This is a genomic window from Arenivirga flava (genome assembly GCF_030161575.1).
GTDB lineage: Bacteria > Actinomycetota > Actinomycetes > Actinomycetales > Microbacteriaceae > Arenivirga > Arenivirga flava.
The window spans coordinates 544,842-566,135 of record NZ_BSUL01000001.1 but is presented as its reverse complement, the minus strand read 5'-3'; the positions used below and the strand labels follow the sequence as shown (position 1 = coordinate 566,135).

At 71.8% G+C, this 21,294-nt stretch carries 20 protein-coding genes and 1 pseudogene; 2 read left to right on the top strand and 19 right to left on the bottom strand.

The features are described from left to right. Nucleotides 1-102 precede the first annotated feature (102 nt). The 18 genes and pseudogenes from QQK26_RS02775 to QQK26_RS02695 form a co-directional block, all read right to left on the bottom strand. The gene (locus QQK26_RS02775; RefSeq protein WP_284229829.1) at nucleotides 103-411 is read right to left on the bottom strand and encodes a YggT family protein; all 309 of its coding nucleotides are present in this window, start codon (nucleotides 409-411) and stop codon (nucleotides 103-105) included. A gap of 45 nt (nucleotides 412-456) precedes the next feature. Next, the gene (locus tag QQK26_RS02770; RefSeq protein WP_284229827.1) at nucleotides 457-954 is read right to left on the bottom strand and encodes a cell division protein SepF; all 498 of its coding nucleotides are present in this window, start codon (nucleotides 952-954) and stop codon (nucleotides 457-459) included. 33 nt (nucleotides 955-987) lie between these two features. Then, nucleotides 988-1,692 carry a YggS family pyridoxal phosphate-dependent enzyme gene (locus tag QQK26_RS02765; protein ID WP_284229825.1) on the bottom strand — a complete coding sequence of 235 codons (705 nt, stop codon included), beginning with the start codon at nucleotides 1,690-1,692 and terminating at the stop codon, nucleotides 988-990. Continuing rightward, nucleotides 1,658-2,788 (bottom strand): cell division protein FtsZ, encoded by a 1,131-nt coding sequence (ftsZ, locus tag QQK26_RS02760; protein ID WP_284229823.1) that lies wholly within the window; start codon nucleotides 2,786-2,788, stop codon nucleotides 1,658-1,660. Before ftsZ ends, QQK26_RS02765 begins: the two co-directional genes overlap by 35 nt. A 154-nt stretch (nucleotides 2,789-2,942) precedes the next feature. Continuing rightward, nucleotides 2,943-3,923: an FtsQ-type POTRA domain-containing protein gene (locus tag QQK26_RS02755; RefSeq protein ID WP_284229822.1), complete on the bottom strand. Its 981-nt coding sequence runs from the start codon at nucleotides 3,921-3,923 to the stop codon at nucleotides 2,943-2,945. A 131-nt stretch (nucleotides 3,924-4,054) separates the two neighbouring features. Then, the gene (murC, locus tag QQK26_RS02750) at nucleotides 4,055-5,452 is read right to left on the bottom strand and encodes a UDP-N-acetylmuramate--L-alanine ligase (protein WP_284229820.1); all 1,398 of its coding nucleotides are present in this window, start codon (nucleotides 5,450-5,452) and stop codon (nucleotides 4,055-4,057) included. Next, a complete protein-coding gene (locus QQK26_RS02745) occupies nucleotides 5,449-6,543 on the bottom strand; it encodes a UDP-N-acetylglucosamine--N-acetylmuramyl-(pentapeptide) pyrophosphoryl-undecaprenol N-acetylglucosamine transferase (RefSeq protein WP_284229819.1) in 1,095 nt (364 codons plus the stop codon). Before QQK26_RS02745 ends, murC begins: the two co-directional genes overlap by 4 nt. Next, nucleotides 6,540-7,775 carry a putative lipid II flippase FtsW gene (ftsW, locus tag QQK26_RS02740; RefSeq protein WP_284229817.1) on the bottom strand — a complete coding sequence of 412 codons (1,236 nt, stop codon included), beginning with the start codon at nucleotides 7,773-7,775 and terminating at the stop codon, nucleotides 6,540-6,542. The genes QQK26_RS02745 and ftsW overlap by 4 nt, the downstream gene beginning before the upstream one ends. Continuing rightward, complete coding sequence (murD, locus tag QQK26_RS02735; RefSeq protein WP_284229815.1) at nucleotides 7,738-9,267, bottom strand: UDP-N-acetylmuramoyl-L-alanine--D-glutamate ligase; 1,530 nt, start codon at nucleotides 9,265-9,267, stop codon at nucleotides 7,738-7,740. Before murD ends, ftsW begins: the two co-directional genes overlap by 38 nt. Continuing rightward, nucleotides 9,264-10,364, bottom strand: coding sequence for a phospho-N-acetylmuramoyl-pentapeptide-transferase (gene mraY, locus QQK26_RS02730; RefSeq protein WP_284229813.1), 1,101 nt, complete (start codon nucleotides 10,362-10,364; stop codon nucleotides 9,264-9,266). The genes murD and mraY overlap by 4 nt, the downstream gene beginning before the upstream one ends. Next, nucleotides 10,361-11,797 (bottom strand): UDP-N-acetylmuramoyl-tripeptide--D-alanyl-D-alanine ligase, encoded by a 1,437-nt coding sequence (locus QQK26_RS02725; protein WP_284229811.1) that lies wholly within the window; start codon nucleotides 11,795-11,797, stop codon nucleotides 10,361-10,363. Before QQK26_RS02725 ends, mraY begins: the two co-directional genes overlap by 4 nt. Next, nucleotides 11,794-12,201: pseudogene (locus QQK26_RS16145) on the bottom strand (glutamate ligase domain-containing protein); the annotation flags it as partial. The gene QQK26_RS02725 and the pseudogene QQK26_RS16145, both read right to left, overlap by 4 nt. 331 nt (nucleotides 12,202-12,532) lie before the next feature. Beyond that, nucleotides 12,533-13,324, bottom strand: coding sequence for a Mur ligase family protein (locus QQK26_RS16135; protein ID WP_348519979.1), 792 nt, complete (start codon nucleotides 13,322-13,324; stop codon nucleotides 12,533-12,535). 40 nt (nucleotides 13,325-13,364) lie between these two features. After that, complete coding sequence (locus tag QQK26_RS02715; protein ID WP_284229810.1) at nucleotides 13,365-15,134, bottom strand: peptidoglycan D,D-transpeptidase FtsI family protein; 1,770 nt, start codon at nucleotides 15,132-15,134, stop codon at nucleotides 13,365-13,367. A gap of 31 nt (nucleotides 15,135-15,165) precedes the next feature. Continuing rightward, the gene (gene ftsL, locus QQK26_RS02710) at nucleotides 15,166-15,759 is read right to left on the bottom strand and encodes a cell division protein FtsL (RefSeq protein ID WP_284229809.1); all 594 of its coding nucleotides are present in this window, start codon (nucleotides 15,757-15,759) and stop codon (nucleotides 15,166-15,168) included. Continuing rightward, on the bottom strand, nucleotides 15,756-16,712 hold the full coding sequence (rsmH, locus tag QQK26_RS02705; protein WP_284229807.1) for a 16S rRNA (cytosine(1402)-N(4))-methyltransferase RsmH: 957 nt from the start codon (nucleotides 16,710-16,712) through the stop codon (nucleotides 15,756-15,758). The genes ftsL and rsmH overlap by 4 nt, the downstream gene beginning before the upstream one ends. Nucleotides 16,713-16,813: 101 nt before the next feature. Continuing rightward, nucleotides 16,814-17,245 (bottom strand): division/cell wall cluster transcriptional repressor MraZ, encoded by a 432-nt coding sequence (mraZ, locus tag QQK26_RS02700; protein ID WP_284229805.1) that lies wholly within the window; start codon nucleotides 17,243-17,245, stop codon nucleotides 16,814-16,816. A gap of 391 nt (nucleotides 17,246-17,636) precedes the next feature. Beyond that, entirely contained in the window at nucleotides 17,637-18,026 is a 390-nt protein-coding gene (locus QQK26_RS02695; protein ID WP_284229803.1) for an SCO2097 family morphological protein, read from the bottom strand. A 78-nt stretch (nucleotides 18,027-18,104) separates the two neighbouring features. Between QQK26_RS02695 and QQK26_RS02690 the strand changes: the two genes are divergently transcribed. Beyond that, the gene (locus QQK26_RS02690; protein WP_284229802.1) at nucleotides 18,105-19,211 is read left to right on the top strand and encodes a polyprenyl synthetase family protein; all 1,107 of its coding nucleotides are present in this window, start codon (nucleotides 18,105-18,107) and stop codon (nucleotides 19,209-19,211) included. Between the two features lie 62 nt (nucleotides 19,212-19,273). Here the strand turns inward: QQK26_RS02690 and QQK26_RS02685 are convergent, their stop codons facing one another. Beyond that, nucleotides 19,274-19,612, bottom strand: coding sequence for an Rv2175c family DNA-binding protein (locus QQK26_RS02685; protein WP_284229800.1), 339 nt, complete (start codon nucleotides 19,610-19,612; stop codon nucleotides 19,274-19,276). Nucleotides 19,613-19,763: 151 nt separating this feature from the next. On the opposite strand from QQK26_RS02685, the gene QQK26_RS02680 reads away from it, so the two are divergent. Beyond that, nucleotides 19,764-21,272, top strand: a complete 1,509-nt coding sequence (locus tag QQK26_RS02680; RefSeq protein WP_284229798.1) for a lytic transglycosylase — start codon at nucleotides 19,764-19,766, stop codon at nucleotides 21,270-21,272. The last annotated feature ends 22 nt before the right edge of the window (nucleotides 21,273-21,294 follow it).

Here is a 21,294-nt window from a genome sequence, read left to right as displayed (position 1 = left end):
GCTACCAGCGCCGGAGGATGGCCCTCCGCCCGGAATCCGTCACCCACCCTACACAGGGGACGCGCCCGCAGCCTGGAAGCTGCGCCGTGCGTCGTGTCGCGATCACATCGCGAGCAGAGGCCGGAAGATCGCGGGCACGACGAAGCTGCGCAGGATGAGCACGGCGAAGATGACGATCGTGAACGCGAGGTCGAGCTGGATCGCGCCCAGGCGGATCGGCTTGACGAAGCGGCGCACGAACTTGATCGGCGGGTCCGTGATCGTGTAGACGATCTCCGCGACGACGACCATGGGCCCTCGGGGGCGCCAGCCGCGCGAGACGGCCTGGACCCAGTCGAGGATGAACCGCCCGAACATGACGAGCAGGTAGAGGCCGAGCAGGAACTGGATGATGCCGTAGAGCAGCAACACGGGCGGGGGTACTCCGTTCGGGCCGCGCGGGGACGCGGGGGCAGGTCAGGACTGACCGAAGAAGGACGCCTCGATGTCGGACTCCATCTCGGCCTGCTCGCCGCTCACCGCGATGTGCGACGGCGACAGCAGGAAGACCTTGTTGGTGACGCGCTCGATCTTGCCATAGAGCCCCTGCGAGAGGCCGCTGGCGAAGTCGACCAGGCGACGCGCATCCGCCTCCTGCATCTGCGAGAGGTTGATGATCACGGGGATGCCGTCGCGGAAGCTCTCGGCGATCACCTGGGCGTCGCGGTACTGACGGGGGTGGACGGTGAGGATCTCGTTCATGTCGGGGGCCGCCGTGTTCTTCGGGGTGGAGGTCGTCTTGCGCGATCCGGATGCGGGGCGGCTGGCCGCCTGCGGCGTCGGGATCGGGGTGACCGGGGCGACGGGGCCGCTCTGGTTCTGCGCCTTCTCGGCGGCGGGCTGCGGCTGGTCGTCGACGAGCTCCTCGTCGGCCAGGCCGAGGTAGACCATGGTCTTGCGCAAGGGGTTGCTCATGTCGTCCTCCAGGTATCCGTGTGCTCTTCGAGATTAACCAGCGACCGGGCGCGAACCCGTGATTGCCGTCCCGATGCGAAGGTGTGTCGCGCCTTCCGCGACGGCCTGCTCCAGATCGGCGGACATGCCCGCCGAGAGGAAGCGAGCCTCGGGGGCGATCGAGCGGGCCCGGTCCGCGAGCTCACGCAGCCTCGCGAAGGCGCGCGCGGGCTCCTCGTCGAGCGGCGCCACGGCCATCAGCCCGAGCAGTCGCAGACCAGGAGCAGCCTCGGCGTGCTCGACGAGCGCCTCGAGCTCAGCGGGCGCGACGCCGCCGCGACCCGGGTCGTCCGTCAGGTTCACCTGCACGAAGACGTCGAGCGGATGCGCGGGGTCGGCCAGCGCGTCGACCAGGCTCGGCCGGTCGACCGAGTGCACGACATCGGCGTAGGCGCGCACCTGGCGCGCCTTCTTGCCCTGCAGCTGGCCGACGAAGTGCCAGCGCGCGGCGGTGCCGTCGAGCTCGGCGGCCTTGTCGCGGGCCTCCTGATGCCGATTCTCGCCGAACTCGGTCGCGCCGAGATCGAGCAGCGAGCGCACCAGCGACGCCGGGTGGAACTTCGTCACGACGATCGTCGTGAGCTCCTCGGGGTCGCGACCGGCGCTGCGGGCCGCCTCGGCGATCCGGTCGCGGACCGCCGCGAGGCGGTCCGCGAGCTCGGGATCAGCGGAGGAACTCGGGGATGTCGAGGTCGTCATCCTCGCCCTTCGCGACCGGCTCCGGGTGGCGCTCGATCGGCGCGACCGGGGAGCTCGCGCCGTGCGACTCGACCGCGGGGGCGGCCGGCGCGGCATCGGCGGCGACGAAGTTCGAGCGGCGCTCGCTGGCGGGCTGCTTGACGATCGGCTCGCCCCCGTCGAAGCCGGCGGCGATGACGGTGACGCGCACCTCGTCGCCGAGCGTGTCGTCGATGACGGCGCCGAAGATGATGTTCGCCTCGGGGTGCACCGTCTCCTGCACCAGGCGCGCGGCGTCGTTGATCTCGAAGATGCCGAGGTTCGATCCGCCCTGGATGGAGATGAGCACGCCGTGCGCGCCGTCGATGCTCGCCTCGAGCAGCGGGCTGGCGACGGCCAGCTCGGCGGCCTTGATGGCGCGGTCCGCACCGCGCGAGGAGCCGATGCCCATGAGGGCGCTGCCCGCGCCCTGCATGACGCTCTTCACGTCGGCGAAGTCGAGGTTGATGAGGCCCGGGGTCGTGATGAGGTCGGTGATGCCCTGAACACCCGAGAGCAGCACCTGGTCGGCGATCGCGAAGGCCTCGAGGAAGCTGATGCCGCGGTCGCTCACCTCGAGGAGGCGGTCGTTGGGCACGACGATGAGCGTGTCGACCTCGTTCTTGAGCGCGGCGACGCCGGCCTCCGCCTGCGCGGCGCGGCGACGGCCTTCGAAGGTGAACGGCTTGGTGACGACGCCGATGGTGAGGGCGCCGATCGACTTGGCGATGCGGGCGACGACGGGCGCGCCGCCGGTGCCCGTGCCGCCGCCCTCGCCCGCGGTGACGAAGACCATGTCGGCGCCCTGCAGCGCCTCCTCGATCTCCTCCGCGTGGTCCTCGGCGGCACGACGGCCGACCTCGGGGTCGGCGCCCGCGCCGAGGCCGCGGGTGAGCTCGCGGCCCACGTCGAGCTTGACGTCGGCGTCGCTCATGAGCAGCGCCTGCGCATCGGTGTTGATCGCCACGAACTCGACGCCGCGCAGGCCGAGCTCGATCATGCGGTTGACGGCGTTCACGCCGCCGCCGCCGATGCCGACGACCTTGATGACGGCGAGATAGTTCTGGTTCGTGGTCACGATTCCGGCCTCCGAGAAACCTTCAACCTCAAGCTGAGATTTAAAGTCTTACTGGGTATGCAATTTCCTCTACGAGGGTATGGGCGAGGCGGTGGCGGGAGCACCAGGCGCGCCGCGTGTCGCGATCGGATTCTCAGGCGAGCCGCGATGCGGTTCAGCGGCGCACGATGCCGGTGGTCTCGGGCGCGGTCACGTCGAACTGCACGGCCTCGTCCTGCCCCTCCGCGGTCATCAGCGCGCGCAGGAGCGCAGCCTTCGCAGCGGGCCGGTCCGGGCCTCCCCAGACGACCGTCTGGCCGACGCCGTCGAGCAGCAGCGTCACGTCGTCGAGGGTCGTCGCCTCGACGCGGACCACCCTGCCGCGCAGCTCCGCGTCGAGCGTCTCCACGACCGCTGCGGCGTTGCGGAAGACGGCGGAGTCGAGCTCGCCATCCGGCACCACGATCTCCGGGAACTCCGCCGGACGATCCGGCACGGTCTGGACGGTGACCCCTGCGGGGTCGACGAGATCCCAGCCCGCTCCGGTCGGCACCGCGAGCACCGCCTGGCGCTCGACGATCCGCACCACGAGCGTACTCGGGGGCACCGCCTCCGTGACGAAGCTCTCGATGACGGGGAAGGCGCCCAGCTCGCGCTCCACGGCGTCGCCGTCCAGCAGGGCGAGCGGAGTGCCGAGCTGGGGCTCGAGCGCGGCCTCGATGGCTGCGGGGTCCAGGCGCTGAGCGCCCTCGACCTCGATCGACCGCAGCGCGAGCACGGGCGAGACGACGAGTACGCCGACCAGCAGAGCGAGGCCGGCGACGATGCCTCCGGCGGTGATCCATCCGATCCGCCGACGTCGGCTGCGCCTGGTGAAGCGCCGCACCTCGCCGCGCTCCGCGGCCTTGCGCTCCTTGACCGCCTGCTTCGCCTCGCGGCGCGCCGCCCGCTCCTCGCGGCGGGCCTCCACGATGAGCGCCTTGGTGGCGGCCACGGGGTCGTCCGGATCCGCCGACGGACGCTCGAGCCAGCGCCGCGGGGCGCGATCGGCGCCGACCGCGCCCTCGTGCGAGGCGCGCCGCCACCCGCTGCGGGGCTGCTCCGGGGCCTCGACCGGGGTCGGAGGGGTCCCCGCGGAGGCGGGGGCGGGACGCACCGCTGCCGCCTCGGCGCGCAGCGGTCGTTCCGGAGCATCGGCGGGCACGGCGCGGCGCGCCGGCCGACGGGGCGGCGTCGGCGGCTGCTCCGCCGGCGGTGGCTGCCGGCGCTCGAAGCCCTCCGGACGCTTCACGAGCGGGCGGCGCCCAGCGCGTCGACGATCTGCGGGATGATGCGGTACACGTCACCGCAGCTGAGCGTGATGACGAAGTCGCCCGGTCGCGCGAGCTCGGCCACCCGGTCGGCCGCCTCCTGCCAGTCGGGCACGTAGTCGACCGCTCGCGCGTCGCCGAAGCGCGCCGAGACGAGCTCGCCGGTCACGCCGGGGATCGGGTCCTCCCGCGCGCCGTAGACGTCGAGCACCACGGTGTGCTCGGCGGCGGCCTCGTAGGCCTCGGCGAACTCGCCCGCCATGTCGCGCGTGCGGGTGTAGAGGTGCGGCTGGTGCACCGCGATGATGCGCCCCTCCCCCACGACCGTGCGTGCGGCGGCCAGGGCGGCCGCGACCTCGGTCGGGTGGTGGGCGTAGTCGTCGTAGACGCTCACGCCGTTCACCGTGGCGTGCAGCTCGAAGCGGCGGCCGGTGCCGGAGAAGGCCTCGAGCGCGCGCAGGGACGCCTCCGGGTCGTGGCCGAGGCCGACGAGCACGGTGAGGGCGCCGACCGCGTTGACGGCGTTGTGGCGACCGGGCACCTGCAACCGGCCCTCGAGTTCGCGGCCGTCGATGACGACGGTGAACGCGACCGGGCCGTCGGTGCGAATGGAGGCGATGCGCACATCCGCATCCGCCGCCTCGCCGAAGGTGAGCACCCGGCTGCCGACGAGGCGCCCGCCGATGCGGCGGGTGCCCTCGTCGTCGGCGGAGAGCACGACGAGCTCGGAGGCCGCGGAGCAGAACTCCACGAACGCGTCGTCGAAGGCCTCGGCGGTGCCGTAGTGGTCGAGGTGGTCCGAGTCGAGGTTGGTGACGAGCGCGATGGCGGTGTCGTAGATGAGGAACGAGCCGTCGGACTCGTCGGCCTCGAGCACGAAGAGCTCGCCGTCGCCGTGCTCGGCGCTCGCGCCGAGGTTCTGGATGACCCCGCCGTTCACGTAGGAGGGGTCGGCGCCGAGCTCGCGCAGGGCCGTGACGAGCATGCCCGTCGACGTGGTCTTGCCGTGCGCGCCCGCGACCGAGACGAGGCGGCGACCGCGGGTCAGCGCTTTGAGCGCGAGCGAGCGGTGCAGCACGGGGATGCCGCGCTCCTTCGCCGCGACGTACTCGGGGTTGTCGGGCCAGAGCGCGCTCGTCACGACGAGCGTGTCGGCGCCCTCCTGGTGGCGCGCGTCATGACCGATGAACACCTCGGCGCCGGCCTCTCGCAGCTGCTGCGTCGTCGCCGACTCGCTGCGATCGGAGCCGGTGACGCGGTGGCCCGCGGCGAGGAACATGCGGGCGATGCCGCTCATGCCGCTGCCGCCGATGCCGACGAAGTGCAGCGTGCCGGGTTCGGCGGGGATGGGGACGGAGAGGTCGGGGGTGATCATCGGGATCCATTCTGCGCGCTCGGGCGGAGCGCTTCCTGCGCGAGGTCGAGCATGCGGTCGGCGCCGTCGCGGATACCGGACGCCGTCGCGGCGGCGGCCATGGCGCCGAGCACGGCGTCGTCGCCCAGCAGCGGCAGCAGCTCGGCGCGCACCCACTCCGGGGTGACCAGCGCGTCCTCGACGATGCGCGCAGCCCCGGCGGCGACCGCGTCGCGCGCGTTGAAGCGCTGCTCGCCGTTGCCGACGGGGTAGGGCACGTACACGGCCGGCAGGCCGAGCGCGGAGATCTCGCTGACCGTGCCGGCGCCCGAGCGCGAGAGCACCAGGTCGGCGCTCGCGAGCGCGAGGTCCATGCGATCGCAGTATTCCAGGAGCGTGTAGCCGGGCACGCCCGGATCCGCGAGCTCGGTCATCCGCCCCTGGATGTGCAGCACCTGGGCGCCGGAGGCGACCAGCTCGGCGGCGGTGCCGTGCACGGCGTGGTTGATGCGGCGCGCGCCGAGCGATCCGCCGGTCACCAGCAGCGTGCGGCGGTCCGGATCGAGGCCGAGCTCACGGCGTGCCTCCGCGCGGGCGGCGTCGACGTCGAGGAGCTCGATCTCGCGGCGCAGCGGCATGCCGACGAAGCGGGCGTTCGGCAGCACCGTGCCCTGGAACGCGACGCCGACCTGGCGGGTCAGTCGGGCGCCGAGACGGTTCGCGATGCCGGGCATCGCGTTGGCCTCGTGCAGGGCGAAGGGGATGCCCGCACGTCGCGCGGCCAGGTAGGCGGGAGCGGCCGCGTAGCCGCCGAAGCCGATGACGAGGTCGACGCCGCGGTCGCGGATGAGCCGCACCACGCGCGCCCGGCTGCGCGCCAGCCGGGTCGGGAAGCGCAGCGCAGCCCCGTTCGGGCGGCGCGGGAACGGCAGCCGCTCCACCGTGAGCAGCTCGTAGCCGCGCAGCGGCACCAGGCGCGACTCGAGTCCCTCGGCGGTGCCGAGCACGAGCACGGTCGACTCGGGTTCGCGGGCGCGGATGCGGTCGGCGACCGCGAGCAGGGGGTTGACATGGCCGGCGGTGCCGCCGCCGGCCAGGAGGTACGTCGTCATGAGGCGGGGGCTCCGTCGGTGGTCTGCTCGACCGCGGGGCGGCGGGCGAAGGAGAGGGCGATGCCGATGGCGAAGAGGTTGGCGACGAGCGCCGAACCGCCCTGAGAGATGAGGGGCAGCGGCACCCCGATCACCGGCAGCAGCGTCAGCACCACCGCGATGTTGATGAAGGCCTGCCCGATCATCCAGACCATGATCGCCGTGACCGCGATCTTGACGTAGGGCGAGGAGGAGCCTCGGATGATGCGCAGCAGCGCGATCGCCAGCACCACGAAGAGCAGCAGCACCACGACTGCGCCGATCAGGCCGAGCTCCTCGCCGATGATCGCGAAGATGTAGTCGGTCTCCGAGTGCGGCAGCCAGGACCACTTGGCGCGGGAGTTGCCGAGGCCGACGCCGAAGACGCCGCCGGTGGCCAGCGCGTAGAGGCCGTGCACGGTCTGCCAGCAGGCCTGGTCGGCCTCGTCGACCGACGCGCATCCGCCGTTCAGGAAGGTCATCACACGGCCGGAGCGGCTGGCGGAGCTCATCGTCACGATGATCGCGAGGAGTGCGCCGACGACGATCGGCAGCAGCAGCACCCGCAGGCGCACCCCGGCGACGAACAGCGCGCCGAACGCGATCAGGGCGATGACGATCGCGGTGCCGAGGTCGCCGCCGGCGAGCACCAGCCCGAGGGCAAGGCCGATCGGCAGGCCGACGGTCTTGAGCAGCGCCCGCCAGTCGCTCACGATCTCGGGGCGGTCGGCGACGACCGAGGCCAGCCAGATGGCCAGCGCGATCTTAACGAACTCGCTGGGCTGGCCCTGCACGGGGCCGATGGCGATCCAGTTCGTGTTGCTGGTACCGAAGCTCTGGCCGATGCCGGGCACGAAGATGAGCGACTGGATGGCCAGCGAGCCCCAGAGGGCGAGGTTCGACCATCGCTTCCAGAAGCGCTGCGGCGTCCGCGACGCGATCAGCATCAGCGGCAGGCCGATGATCGCGAACATGGCCTGGCGCGACGCGGTGTAGAAGAAGTCCTCGTCGTTCTGCCGGTAGCTCGTGATCGCGGACGACGAGAGCACCATGAGCAGGCCGAAGCCCACCATGAACACGGTGATGCCGAGCAACATCGTGAAGTTGGCGTGCTCGGGCGTGAAGAGGCTGCGCACCCTGACGAGCGCGGCGGCGGGTCGTGAGGGCGCCGCGGACTCAGTCGCGGGGTGCGCGGTGCGCGGCTTCCGGTCCATCCGCGTCACCTCCCAGGAACTGCTGCACGGCGGCCGCGAAGCGGCGACCTCGGTCGGCATACCCGTCGAACTGGTCGAGCGACGCCGCGGACGGTGCGAGGAGCACGGTGTCCCCGGGCCGCGCGACCCCGGCCGACAAGCGGACCGCGTCGGGCATGACCCCCTCAGTGTCGGCGCTGGACGCCTCGAGCAGCGTCACCGCGGGCGCGTGTCGCGCGAACGCCTCGCGCAGCGGCTCGCGTTCGGTGCCGATCAGCACGACGGCGCTGAGGCGCTTCGCGTGCCGCTGCACGAGCGGAGCGATCTCCACGCCCTTCAGCTGACCGCCGACGATCCACACCACCGAGTCGAACGCGCGCAGCGAGGCCTCGGCCGCATGCGGGTTGGTGGCCTTGGAGTCGTCGACCCAGCGCACCTCGGCTGCGACGGCGACCGTCTCCGTGCGGTGACGGTCGACGCGGAAGGCGAGCAGCGCCTCCCGCACGACGGGGGCGGGCACGCCGGCGGCGCGGGCCAGCGCGCTGGCCGCCAGCACGTCGGCGACCAGGTGCGGCGCGCCGAGCCCGACGGCGCGGAGCTCGTCCAGCGTGACGAGCTCGAGCGCCTGGTCGCGTCGCGTCTCGAGGAACGCACGGTCGACGAGCAGGTCCTCGACGAGACCGAAGTCGCTCGGGCCCGGCATGCCGAGGCCGAAGCCGATGGCGCGGGCGCCCTCCTCGACGTCCGCCTCCTCGACCATCCGCCTCGTCGCCTCGTCGTCCCTGTTGTAGACGCAGGCGATGCGGGTGTTCTCGTAGACCTTGCCCTTCGCGCTGCGGTAGGCGTCGGCGCTGCCGTGCCAGTCGAGGTGGTCGTCGGCGAGATTGAGGCAGACGCTGGCGAGCGGATGCAGAGCCCCGGGCCCGGTCAGCGGCAGCGCGTGCAGCTGGTAGCTCGAGAGCTCCACGACGAGCGTCTGGAAGCCCTCCGGATCGCGGATCGCGTCCAGCACGGGCGTGCCGATGTTGCCGACGGGCGCGACGCGCACGCCGTCCGCCGCGAGGATCGTCGCGGTCAGCTGAGTCGTCGTGGTCTTGCCGTTCGTGCCGGTGACCAGGATCCACTCCGCCGGCTCGCCGACCTTGTCGCGCAGGCGCCACGCCAGCTCGATATCGCCCCACAGCGGGATGCCGCGGTCCGCGGCCCAGGCGAGCAGCGGATGGTCGGGGTGGAAGCCGGGCGACACGATGAGCAGCTCGGGATCGAGATCGATGAGTTCCCGCGGCGGCGTCGAGAGGTCGTCCTGCTGCACGAAACCGGAGCCGATGACGTCGAGCAGCTCCACCTGATCCGGCGCCCCCTTCGAGGCCACCACCAGCACCTGCGCGCCGAGCTCGACGAGCGTGTCCGCCACGGCGAAGCCCGTGACCCCCAGGCCGAGCACCCCGACCCGGAGCCCGCGCCAGTCGGCGTGCCAGCTCGTCAGACCGTCGAGGCGGTTCCCGCCGCTCAACGGCTGACCCACTCGAGGTAGAACAGGCCGACGCCGCCGGCGACGCAGAGCGCGGCGATGATCCAGAAGCGCACGACCACCGTCACCTCCGCCCATCCCTTCAGCTCGAAGTGGTGGTGGATCGGGCTCATCCGGAAGATGCGCTTCTTGCGCAGCTTCATGCTGGCCCGCTGCAGCACGACCGAACCGGCCGAGATGACGAACAGGCCGCCGATGAGCACGAGCAGCAGCTCGGTGCGGCTCAGGATCGCGAGGCCCGCCAGCGCGCCGCCGAGCGCGAGGGAGCCGGTGTCGCCCATGAAGATCTGCGCCGGCGAGGTGTTCCACCAGAGGAAGCCGATGAGGCCGCCCGTGATCGCCGTCGCGAGGATCGCGAGGTCCATCGGGTCGCGGGCCTCGTAGCACTTGTAGAGGAAGGGGTCGTCGCCGGCGAGGTTCACGCAGGACTGGTTGAACTGCCAGAAGCCGATGAAGATGAACGAGCCGATCGCGAAGATCGAGGCGCCGGTCGCGAGGCCGTCGAGGCCGTCGGCGATGTTCACGCCGTTGGAGGTCGACACGACGATGAGCAGCACCCAGATCGCGAACAGGATGCCGCCGACCACGAGGCCGAGCACGCGGAAGTCGAGCTGCGGGATGTCGCGGATGAACGAGATCGCGCTGGAGGCCGGCGTCTGGCCGTAGCGGTCGGGGAAGTTCAGCGCGAGCACCGCGAAGGCGCTCGCCACGAGGACCTGACCGGCGATCTTCGCCCACGGCGTGAGGCCCAGGCTGCGCTGGCGGCTGATCTTGATGAAGTCGTCGAGGAAGCCGACGAGGCCCAGCCCGACCATGAGCAGGATGACGAGGAGGGCGGAGGCGCTGTAGCCGGACTCCCCCAGCGTCGGGATCTTGCCGAGGAAGTAGCCGAGCAGCGCGCCGACGATGAACACGATGCCGCCCATGGTGGGCGTACCGCGCTTGGTCTTGTGATCGACGGCCGTGTCCACGCGGACGAACTGGCCCCAGCGGAGCCGTCGGAACAGGCGGACGAACAGGGGCGTGGCGACGAGCGTGAACAGCATGGAGATGCCGCCCGCGAGGAGGAGCGCGATCATGCCACGGGCTCCAGCGGAGCGCCGTCCGAGCCGATGCCTGCGATGCGGTCGCCGAGGAACCGGAGTCCTGCGACCCTCGAGGACTTCACGAGCACGACGTCACCTGGGCGCAGATCTTCACGGATCCGATGGTAGGCGTCGTCGTGCGTCTCGAGGTACACGGACTCGCCGTCCCAGGAACCCTCGAGACCGGCGGCGTTGTGGATGTGCCGGGCGCCGTGGCCCACGACGTAGAGCTGCTCGATGCCGAGGCGCACGACGAGGCGGCCGATGCGGTCGTGCTCCTCGTCGGCGTGCTCGCCGAGCTCCGCCATCTCGCCGAGCACGGCGATGCGGCGCTGGCCTGGCTCCGTGATCTGCGCAAGCGTCTTCAGTGCTGCGGCGATGGACTCCGGGTTCGCGTTGTAGGCGTCGTTGATGAGCACCACGCCCTCCTGCGGGTGCAGCACCTCCATGCGCCAGCGCTCGGCGCGCGCGACCTGCTCGATCGCGGCGATCGCACGCTCGAGCGGTACGCCGAGCTCGTCGGCGATGCTGAGGGCCGCCAGCGCGTTCATGACGTGGTGCTCGCCCAGGATGCGCAGGCGCACGGGCAGCCGGCGCTCGCCGGCGACGAGCGTGAACGCCGTGCCCGTGGCGGTGCCGACGATGTCCTCGGCGCGCAGATCGCCGCCGTCGAGTCCGAACCAGCGCACCTTCGCCGCCGTGCGCTCGGCCATCGCCGCGACCCGGTGGTCGTCGTGGTTGAGGATCGCGGTCGCGCTTCCCGGCAGCACCCGCACGATCGCGGACTTCTCCTCGGCGGTCGCCTCGATGCCGCCGAACTTGCCGACGTGCGACATGCCGATCTTCAGCACCGCGGAGACGTCGGGCACGACGATCGAGACGAGGTGCTGGATCTGGCCGGTGCCGCTCGCGCCCATCTCGACGACGAGGAACCGGGTGTCGTGATCGATGCGCAGCATCGAGATGGGCGCGCCGACGTGGTTGTTGAAGCTCTCGCGCGGGGCGACGGTGGGCGCCTCGGCCGACAGGATGGCGCCGACGAGGTTCTTCGTGGTCGTCTTGCCGTTGGAGCCGGTGATGCCGACGACCTGCAGCGAGCCTCCGGCACGCACGCGGGCGACCACCTCCCGGGCCAGCGCCGCGAGCGCCTGCACGCCGTCCGTCACGACGAGCTGCGGCACGGGTTTCGCGAGCTCCAGCTCGCGCTCGACGATGAGCAGCACGGCACCGGCCTCGACCGCGGCGTCGGCGAAGCGGTGGCCGTCGGTCGTCTCGCCGGGCAACGCGACGAAGACGCCACCGGGCAGCAGGTCCTTGGTGTTCGTCTCGACGGCGCCGTCGACGACGGTCTCCTCCGTCGTCCCGGGCGCGAGCACGAGGCGCGCGTCGAGGATGCCGACCAGGTCGGCGAGGGTCAGGGCGATCATGCGGGCTCCCATCCGGCGTCCTGCAGCGCGAGTCGCGCCTCGGATCGCGCGGAGTACGGCACCTTGTCGGTGCCGATCTCTCGGTACTCCTGGTGGCCGGGTCCGGCCCAGAGGATGCTGTCTCCCGGTCCCGCCAGCTCGACCGCGCGGCGGATCGCCGCGGTCGGGTCGGCGATCTCCTCGACCGGCTTGCCGGGCGCCGTCGCCCGGGCCGCCTCGAGGAGCACGGCGCGGATGGACGCGGGATCCTCCGTGCGCGGGTTGAGGTCGGTCACGATGAGATGGTCGGCGAGCTCCGCGGGAATGGCCCCCATCGCCTCGCGCTTGCTGTGGTCGCGATCGCCGTTGGCGGCGAAGACCATGACGATGTCGCCCTCGGTGAAGCGCCGCAGCGCCTCAAGGGTGGTGCGGAACGCCTCCGGGCTGTGGCCGAAGTCGACGAAGAGCGCAGGCCCCCGCTCCCCGAGACGCGCTCGATGCGGCCGGGCAGGAAGGCCTCGATGCCGTCATCGCCCAGCGCCTGGCCGATCGCCTCGAGGTCGAAGCCGGCCTCGACGAGCATGACGATCGCGAGTCCCGCGTTCGAGGCCATGTGGCGGCCGAGCAGCGGCACGCTGGTGACCAGCTCGCGGCCGTCGGGCCCGTCGAGGCGGAACACGGTGCGGTCGACCCGCTCCTCGAGGACGGTCACGGTCCAGTCGGCGCTCCGTCCGGCCTCGGCCAGGACGACCGTGGTCACCGGGATGCGGGACTCCTCGAGCACGCGCTCCCCCAGGGGGTGTCGAGGCTCGCGACGCCCCGCTTGGCGTGATCGGGGTGGAAGAGCTGCAGCTTGACCCCGAAGTACTCGTCCATGTCGGCGTACTCGTCGAGGTGGTCGTGGCTGAGGTTGGTGAAGCCGACGACATCGAACAGCAGCCCGTCGATGCGGTGGCGCCCCAGCGCGTGCGAGGAGACCTCGATGACGGCTGCGCGCACCTCCGACTCCCGCATCCGGGCGAGCAGAGCGTGGAGCTCCGGCGCCTCGGGCGTCGTCAGCTTGGCCTCGACGACCAGGTCGCCCGCGCGTCGTTCGGCGGTGGTGCTCAGACCGGTGGTCAGGCCGAGCTGGCGCAGCAGGCCGTCGAGCAGATACGACGTCGACGTCTTGCCGTTCGTGCCGGTCACCCCGAAGAGGGTCGGTCGCAGCTCGTCGGTCTGGTACACCCAGGCGGCCAGGTCGCCCAGCGCGAGGCGGGGCTCGTCGACGACGAGGACGGGCAGTCCCGCATCGGCGGCGAGCTCGGCGCCCTCGGCATCGGTCACGATCGCCACCGCGCCGGCGTCACGCGCCTGCGCGGCGTAGGCGGCACCGTGCGCACGATCGCCGCGCAGCGCGACGTACAGGTCGCCGGGCAGCACCTCGCGGCTGCTGAGGCTCACTCCCGTCACCTCGACGCCCTGCACGCTGCCGCACACCTCGACACCGGAATCCTCGACGAGCGCGGCGAGCGATCGAGCCGAGGGATGCTCCGGACGGATTCCCACGGAAGCCTCGGTCACACTGCGCCTTTCATCGGGATGCCGGTCACCACTCGGTCGGGTAGCCGACCGGTCCGACCGTCGAGGTCGGCACGCGGTAGGTCTGCAGCACCTGGCTCATGATCTTACTGAACGGCTCGGCGACCGACGACGAGCTCTTGCTGTTGGCGGGGCGGTAGTAGGTCACCACGACCGCGTACTCGGGGTTCTCGGAGGGTGCCACGCCGGCGACGGAGAGCGTGCGCTCCGCGGTGTAGGCGCCGTCGATCGCGACCTCGCCGGTACCCGTCTTGGCGGAGACGTTGTAGCCGGGGATGTCGAAGTTGTGCGCCGCGTAGCCCTCGTTGACGACGCTCTCGAGCATGCCGCGCAGCTCGACTGAGGTGTCGGACTGCATGACGGGCGTGCCCTCGGTGCTCGGGGCCTCGGTGACCGTGCCGTCCGCCCACTGGCAGCCCTCGACGAGCGTGAGCGGCATCTTCACGCCGTCGTTGCCGAGCGCCTGGTAGGCGCTGGCGATCTGCGCCACCGTCGCGCTCATGCCCTGGCCGAAGGTGACGAGGTACTTGGTGAGACCGTCCCACGAGGCGCCGCTCGAGCCGATCGTGCCGGCGGACTCGCCGGAGAAGCCGACGGCCGTCTTCTGCCCGAAGCCGAAGTCGGAGAAGTGCTGCCAGCGGGTCTGCACGTCGATGCGGTCGCTCAGCATCGAGGTGCCGGTGTTCGACGAGTTCATGAGGATGCCCGTGAGCGTCAGCGGGATCGTGTCGTGCGCCCACCAGTCGTTGATGGTGCCGCCGTTGACCGTCCAGGAACCGGGCGTCTCGAGGCGGGTGTACGGGTCGGCGACGTTCTCGTCGAGGAGGGTCGCGGCGGCCGGCATCTTCATGACCGAGCCGGGCTCGACCGGGGTCGAGAACGCCCGCGAGCCGAGGGCGTCGGTTCCGACGGCGCCGACGTCGTTCGGGTCGACGGACGGGTAGTCCGCCATCGCCATGATGTGCCCGTCCGAGACGCGGACCACGGCCGCAGCGCCCCACTGCGCGCCGAGCGACAGCGCGTACTCGCTGAGCCGCTGCTGCACGAACCACTGCAGGTCGCTGTCGATCGTCAGCTTGAGCGTGCCGCCGTCCTCGGCCGGCACGGTGGTGACGACGCTGCCGGGCAGACGGACGCCGTCCGGGCTCCGCTCGTAGGTCTCGATGCCGTTGCTGGCCTGGAGGCAGGCCTCGTCGTACATGAGCTCGAGACCCGTCTGCGGTCCGTCCGTGCCCATGAAGCCCACCAGGTTCCCGGCGACGGCGCCGACCGGGTACGTGCGGCTCGGCACCGTGTCCCAGCCGATCCAGGCGATACCGAGCTCGTTGATGGCGTTGTAGGCGTCGACGTCGAGGTCCTTGGCGAGGTTCGCGAAGTTCGCATCCGGGTCCTCGGCCAGCCGCTCATCGATGATGCGGGCGTACTCGGCCGCGTCGCCTCCGGTGATGGCGGCGATCTGCTCGAGCAGCTCGTCGCGCGTGGTCACGACCTTCTCGCCGTCGACGCGTCGTTCGCGGTCCTTCGCATTCGCCGGATCGACCTTGAGGTCGTAGCGGGTGACGCTGTCGGCCAGCACCACGCCGTTGGTGTCCACGATCTCGCCGCGCCGGCCGTACACGGTCGCCTCGACGCCGCGGCGATCCGCGCCCTGCTCGGCGAGATCGGCGGCGCGCACGACCTGCAGGTCGACGAGCCTGACCACGAAGACGCCGACCAGGACGACGACGACGATCAGCGCGAGCGCCAGCCGGCCGCGCGTGCGTGCGGGGTACCTCACGAGGCGTTCCTTCCCGTTCCGACGAGGACGCTCAGTGCGTCGCGGGAGTCGGAAGCCCACTCATTGTCGGAGTCTCCGGGGCGGATGCCGCGGCGGCCTCCGGCGTGTCCGCTGACCCGGTCGGCGCCTCGACGGCGGCACCTGCCGCAGCCTGCTGCGCCAGCAGCGCGTTCGCCACCAGGTTGCCGTGCGAGCCCACCACGCCGGCGCCCGGTTCCGCGGCCCCGACGTTGCCGTCGACGCGCCCATCCGAGAGCCAGAGCACGGCGGAGCTGCCGTTGGCGACCATCCCGAGTCGCTCGGCCTCCGTCGCCAGGTTCTGCGGCGAGCCGGACACGTCGATCTGCTCGCGCAGCTGCTGCTCCTCGCGGGTCAGCGCGGCGCGCTCGCTCGAGAGGGTGGAGAGCTCGTAGGCGCCGTTCGAGACGACCAGGCTGAGCAGCAGCTGCGCCACGATGACGGCGAAGACCCCGCCGAGGGTGATGGCCGCGTACAGCGGACGGGGCCGAGCCCGCTTCGAGGCGCGGCTCGGCGCGACCTCGACCGCCTGCAGCGCGGGGCGCTCGGGGGCGGTCGGTCGGGCCAGCGGCGCGAGCGGGCGACGGTAGTTGGGGGCGGCGCTCATCGGTTCTCCTCGCGGATGCGCTCCGCCGCGCGCAGTCGCACGGGCGTCGCTCGGCTGTTCACGGCACGTTCCTCGTCGCCCGCGAGCTCGGCGCCGCGCACGAGGGCGCGGAACCGCGGCGCGTGCTCCGGCAGCTCGACGGGGAGCCCCGCCGGAGCGGTGCTCGCCGTGCGCACAGCGAGCTCGCGCTTGACGATGCGGTCCTCCAGGGACTGGTAGGCCAGCACCACGATGCGTCCGCCGACCGCGAGGGCGTCGAGCGCGTTCGGCACGGCGCGCTCGAGCACCGACAGCTCCTGGTTGACCTCGATGCGCAGGGCCTGGAAGACGCGCTTGGCGGGGTGCCCGGTCCGCTGCACGGCTGCGGGGGTGGCGGCGGCGATGATGTCGACGAGATCGCCGGAGCGCAGGATCGGGCGCTCCTGCCGTCGCGCGACGATGCGGCTGGCGAAACGCGGTGCGAGCTTCTCGTCGCCGTACTCGTAGAAGATCCGGCGCAGCTCGGACTCGTCGTACTCGGCGAGCACATCGGCGGCCGTGACGCCCGTGCTGTTGTCCATGCGCATGTCGAGCGGCGCGTCCTGCGCGTACGCGAAGCCGCGCTCGGCCTCGTCCAGCTGCATCGACGAGACGCCGAGGTCGAAGAGCACGCCGTCGAGCGCGGGGATGCCCTCCCGTTCGAGCACCTCCGGCACCTCGTCGTAGACGGCGTGCACGAGGCGGATGCGGTCGGCGAACGGCGCCAGCCGCTCCCCGGTCCTGGCCAGCGCGTCGGGGTCGCGGTCGAGCCCGACGAGGGTCAGCTCGGGGAAGCGCTGCAGGAACGCCTCGGCGTGGCCGCCGAGCCCCAGCGTCGCGTCGAGCAGGACGGCGCCCGGGCGCTCCAGCGCAGGGGCGAGCAGCTCGACGCACCGCTCGAGCAGGACGGGGATGTGACGGTCGTGGTGCTGCATGGGTTCCTTCCGGCTGGACCCCTGTTCATCGATCCCCATCCGGCGACCTGGCACCGGGGAAGGTGCGCCAGGGCGGTCGGCTGGGGGTCGACGATCAGGGATCAGAAGAGGCCGGGGATCACCTCCTCCGACACGTCGGAGAACTCGGCCTCCTGCTCGGCGTAGTACGCCTCCCAGGCAGCGGTGTCCCAGATCTCGGCCCGGCTGCCGGCACCGATGACGGTGAGCTCGCGGTCGAGGCCCGCGTACTGGCGCAGCGCGGCGGGGATGGTGACCCGCCGCTGCTTGTCGGGCACCTCGGCGTGCGCGCCGGAGAGGAAGACGCGCAGGAAGTCGCGAGCGGTCTTGCTCGTCACGGGGGCCTGGCGGATCTTCTCGTGGACCTGCTCGAACTCGCGGTTAGGGAAGACGTAGATGCAGCGCTCCTGCCCGCGGGTGAGGACCAGGCCGGAGGAGAGCTCGTCCCAGAACTTGGCCGGGAGCACGATGCGGCCCTTCTCGTCGAGCTTCGGAGCGTAGGTACCGAGAAACACGGTGCACACCCCCTGCCCTCTCGATGCCGATCGCCGATTTCCTCCACTTTACTCCACTGAGCCCCACAAAAGAAGGATTGACGGCGCGTCGACGATGCTATTGCACGAGAAAACCCAGCTCAGACACAGACTGAGCCGGGTGGAGGACGCGGGTCCGCCTCAGATCGCCAGCCCCGGTGATCCCGCTGCGCACGGGCCTCCCCCGCGCCGGGCAACGCCGCGCCGAGGCAGCGGGGAGGGAAGTGGAGGAGGCCGGCGGGATCCCGCAGGACGGCCCGATCGGCCCGAGCGGATGCGGACGCGGCGGATCGGCCCTCGCCGTCCGGATGCGTCCGGGCGCACGAAAAAGGGACCGGCCCGGAGGCCGATCCCTGATCGAGTGGTTCGGAGGTTAGCGGTCGCCGTCCTGGCGTCGCTCCCAGCGGTCGTTCATACGGTCCATGAATCCCGCGCGGCTCTGCTGCTGCCGCGCCTTCGGGGTAGCGCCGGTGGGAGCGGACGCAGCACGACCCTTCGCCCCACGCGGGGACGACAGCGCGAGGAGGGCACCGCCGAGGAGCAGCACGAAGCCGAGGATCCCGACGACGGGGACCCGCAGCGCCACCCCGGTCACGATGGTCGCGACCCCGAGGAGCGCGACCAGTACGCCGATGACGATCATGCGGTAGTTCGGGGCGCCGACTCGGCGGGCACCGACGGTGGCGACGAAGTCCGCATCGTGCTTGTAGAGGTTGCGCTCCATCTCGTCGAGAAGTCGCTGCTCCTGCTCGGAGAGTGGCATGGGTTCCCCTTTCGGATCGAAGACCCCGCTGACGCTGGAGCACCATCCTATGCCCGGCCCGAAGGCTAGGCTACCGGGGTGGCTGAGAGTCTCCGACTAGTGGACAGGGTGCAGCACTGCATCGACGACTTCCTCGAGCAGAAGACCGGAGAGCTGGCCCGGATCGCCCCGGAGCTCGTCGACCTGACGCGGTTCTCCGGCGATTTGCTGCGCGGCGGCAAGCGGTTCCGGGCCCTCTTCAGCTACTGGGGGTGGCAGTCCGTGCAACCGGCGCCCGTCGGCCTCGACGCCCCGGACCCGGTCGCCCTGGACGCGATCGTCGAGGTCTGCGCGGCGCTCGAGCTCTTCCATGCCGCGGCGCTCGTCCATGACGACATCATCGACCGCTCGGACACGCGTCGCGGACTCCCCGCATCCCACCGCCGGTTCGAACAGCTGCACCGCGAGGGCGCCTGGTCGGGCGAGACCGAGCAGTTCGGCCTCGGCGGCGGCATGCTGCTCGGCGACCTGCTGCTCGCCTGGTCGGACGAGATCCTGCTGCGCGGCCTGCAGCGACTCGGCCCCGCACGCACGGCATCGGCGCGGGCGGAGTTCGACCGGATGCGCACCGAGGTCACCGTGGGCCAGTACCTCGACATCCTCGAGGAGGCAGCCTGGATGCACGCCCCCGAGTCGACCCTCGCGGACCGCGCCGCGCGCGTGGTGCTCTACAAGTCCGCCAAATACAGCGTGGAGGCGCCGCTCGTCATCGGCGCGAGCCTCGGCGGCGGCTCGCCCGAGCAGGTGCAGGCCCTGCGCGACTTCGGCATCCCGCTGGGCATCGCCTTCCAGCTGCGCGACGACCTCCTCGGCGTCTTCGGCGATCCGGCGGTGACGGGCAAGCCCGCGGGCGACGACCTCCGGGAGGGCAAGCGCACGGTGCTCATCGCCCTCGCCCGGGAGGCGCTGCCCTCCGGCGCCCGACGCCTGCTCGACGAGATGCTCGGCGACCCCGATCTGGACGACGCCCAGGTCGAGGTCATCAGAGCCTCCCTGCGCGAGTCCGGTGCGGTGGCCGAGATCGAGCGCCGCATCGAAGCCGGCCTGCGCGATGCGCTCGACGGCCTCGCCGCAGCGCCGCTGAGCCGCTCGGCCCGCGACGAGCTGCGGCGGCTCGGCGAGGCGGTCATCCGCCGCGAGGCCTGAGCCCTCCGCTCGTCCGACCGGGCTTGCGGACCCCCGCCACGCTGAGGACGCGGCGGGGTGGATCAGAAGGCGAGCGACTGGGCGGCGCGACGCACGGCGGACTTGTGCCCGTCGCGGAGGGAGGCGATCGGGGTCCTGCCGAGCGACTCCTCCTCGGCCAGCAGCCAGCGCATGGCCTCGTCGTCGGAGTAGCCGCTGTCGGCGAGGAGCGTGATCGTCCCGGCGAGCCCCACGACCGGCTCCCCATCGCGGATGAACTCCGCGGGCACCACGAGCACCCCGTCGCGGCGCACGGCGAGGAGCGCGCGGTCCTCGAGCAGGCGGTGGATCTGTCCCACACCGAGCCCGAGCTCTTCGACGAGGTCGGGGACGGTCAACCAGGCGGCGGCGTTCTCAGTCACAGGTCAAGCGTGCCATGGGCTGGCTCCCAGCGTCGCACGCGCCCGCCGTGTTGACTGCTCTGTACCGCTGTGACAGCGTTATCGGGGTACAACTGCGCCCGCGCGCACCCCACGAGCCGCGCGAGCCATGAGATCGGGATGGGTGAGAGCTATGGATCGCAGCGACGATCGAGCTTCCGACGACAGCACCGCGGTCCGCGATACGGACGCCATCGCGCGAGCCGTGTTCGACGGGTTGCGCCCCAGCCGGGCCGAGACCGAGCGCACGCCGTTCTGGCGCGACGCCGCGGCGAACGGCGCACGACGGCAGCAGGCACGCGCGACGAAGCAGGCTGCGTCGAAGCGCGGCGGCGGGCGCGCCGCGACGATGCCGATCATGATCGCCGGCGCGGTCGCGATCGGCACCCTCAACCTCACCGGCAACCTCGACGCCGTCGCGCAGCCGCAGCCGGATGAACCGAGCGAGCACGACGAGGGCGTGCGCGGTCTCGCCGCCGCGTCCACGACGATCCGTGCGGCGAGCGTCGAGCCGGTCCGCGCGCTGGCCGCCGTGCCCTCCCGGTACACCGTCGCCGACGGTGACACGGTCAGCGGCATCGCCGAGCAGTTCGGGCTCTCGACCGCCGGCATCCTGGCCCTGAACGGGCTGAGCTGGCGCTCGTCCATCTACCCCGGGCAGACCCTCACGCTGCGCAACGGCATCGCGGCCGCGCCGACGCCCGGCGGCTCCAGCGCCGGCGCGGGCTCGTACACGATCTCCGAGGGCGACACGATCGCCGGCATCGCCGCCGCACACGGTCTCAGCACGGTGGACCTGCTCGAGGCCAACGGTCTCAGCTGGTCGAGCACCATCTTCCCCGGCCAGAGCATCGTGCTCCCGGGTGCGGACCGCGCCGTGCCGTCATTGCCGGGGGCGCCCCGGCTCATCGCCCACGAGCAGCCCGCCGAGCAGACGGTCGCCGAGCAGGCGCCGGCGGAGGAGCCCGCCGACACGCAGTCCTCCTCCACCAGCGGAACGCGCCACACGGTAGGCGCCGGCGAGACGATCAGCGCGATCGCCGCCCGCTTCGGCGTGACGGTGTCGAGCATCCTCGACGCGAACGGGCTCAATCGCACCAGCATCATCTACCCGGGCAGCGAGCTGGCCATCCCCGGCGCGTCGGGTCAGCCGGCGGCCGGCACCGGATCGAGCTCCTCCGCGAGCCCCGCGCCGGCCGCTCCGGCCCCCGCCGCGCCCGCGGGCTCGGCGACCGGCACGGTCCAGGGCCTCAGCTCGACGATGCGCCCCAACGCGAAGGTGATCGTCGACGTCGGTCGCCAGCTGGGCGTCTCCGACTACGGCATCGTGATCGCGTTGGCGACCGCGATGCAGGAGTCCTCGTTGCGCAACATCGACTACGGTGACCGCGACTCCGTCGGCCTGTTCCAGCAGCGGCCGAGCTTCGGCTGGGGCTCGGTCGAACAGATCCTCGACCCCGCCTACGCCGCGCGGACCTTCTACCAGGGAACCCCCGAGGGCAATCGCGGCCTGCTGGACATCGGCGGATGGCAGTCGATGACCCTCACCCAGGCTGCGCAGGCCGTGCAGATCTCCGCCCACCCCACCGCCTACGCCAAGTGGGAGGCCTCCGCCTGGTCCTGGCTCGCGGAGCTCGGCTGATCGCAGCCCGTCTTCCGCGGGT

Excerpts from the sequence above, each read along its gene's own strand:
- rsmH (WP_284229807.1), bottom strand. The coding sequence starts at position 16,712 with ATGCAGCACCACGACCGTCACATCCCCGTCCTGCTCGAGCGGTGCGTC.
- QQK26_RS02680 (WP_284229798.1), top strand. The coding sequence starts at position 19,764 with ATGGATCGCAGCGACGATCGAGCTTCCGACGACAGCACCGCGGTCCGC.
- mraY (WP_284229813.1), bottom strand. The coding sequence starts at position 10,364 with ATGATCGCGCTCCTCCTCGCGGGCGGCATCTCCATGCTGTTCACGCTC.
- QQK26_RS02765 (WP_284229825.1), bottom strand. The coding sequence starts at position 1,692 with ATGACGACCTCGACATCCCCGAGTTCCTCCGCTGATCCCGAGCTCGCG.
- ftsL (WP_284229809.1), bottom strand. The coding sequence starts at position 15,759 with ATGAGCGCCGCCCCCAACTACCGTCGCCCGCTCGCGCCGCTGGCCCGA.
- QQK26_RS02770 (WP_284229827.1), bottom strand. The coding sequence starts at position 954 with ATGAGCAACCCCTTGCGCAAGACCATGGTCTACCTCGGCCTGGCCGAC.
- murC (WP_284229820.1), bottom strand. The coding sequence starts at position 5,452 with ATGATCACCCCCGACCTCTCCGTCCCCATCCCCGCCGAACCCGGCACG.
- QQK26_RS02725 (WP_284229811.1), bottom strand. The coding sequence starts at position 11,797 with ATGATCGCCCTGACCCTCGCCGACCTGGTCGGCATCCTCGACGCGCGC.
- ftsW (WP_284229817.1), bottom strand. The coding sequence starts at position 7,775 with ATGGACCGGAAGCCGCGCACCGCGCACCCCGCGACTGAGTCCGCGGCG.
- QQK26_RS02745 (WP_284229819.1), bottom strand. The coding sequence starts at position 6,543 with ATGACGACGTACCTCCTGGCCGGCGGCGGCACCGCCGGCCATGTCAAC.
- QQK26_RS02695 (WP_284229803.1), bottom strand. The coding sequence starts at position 18,026 with ATGCCACTCTCCGAGCAGGAGCAGCGACTTCTCGACGAGATGGAGCGC.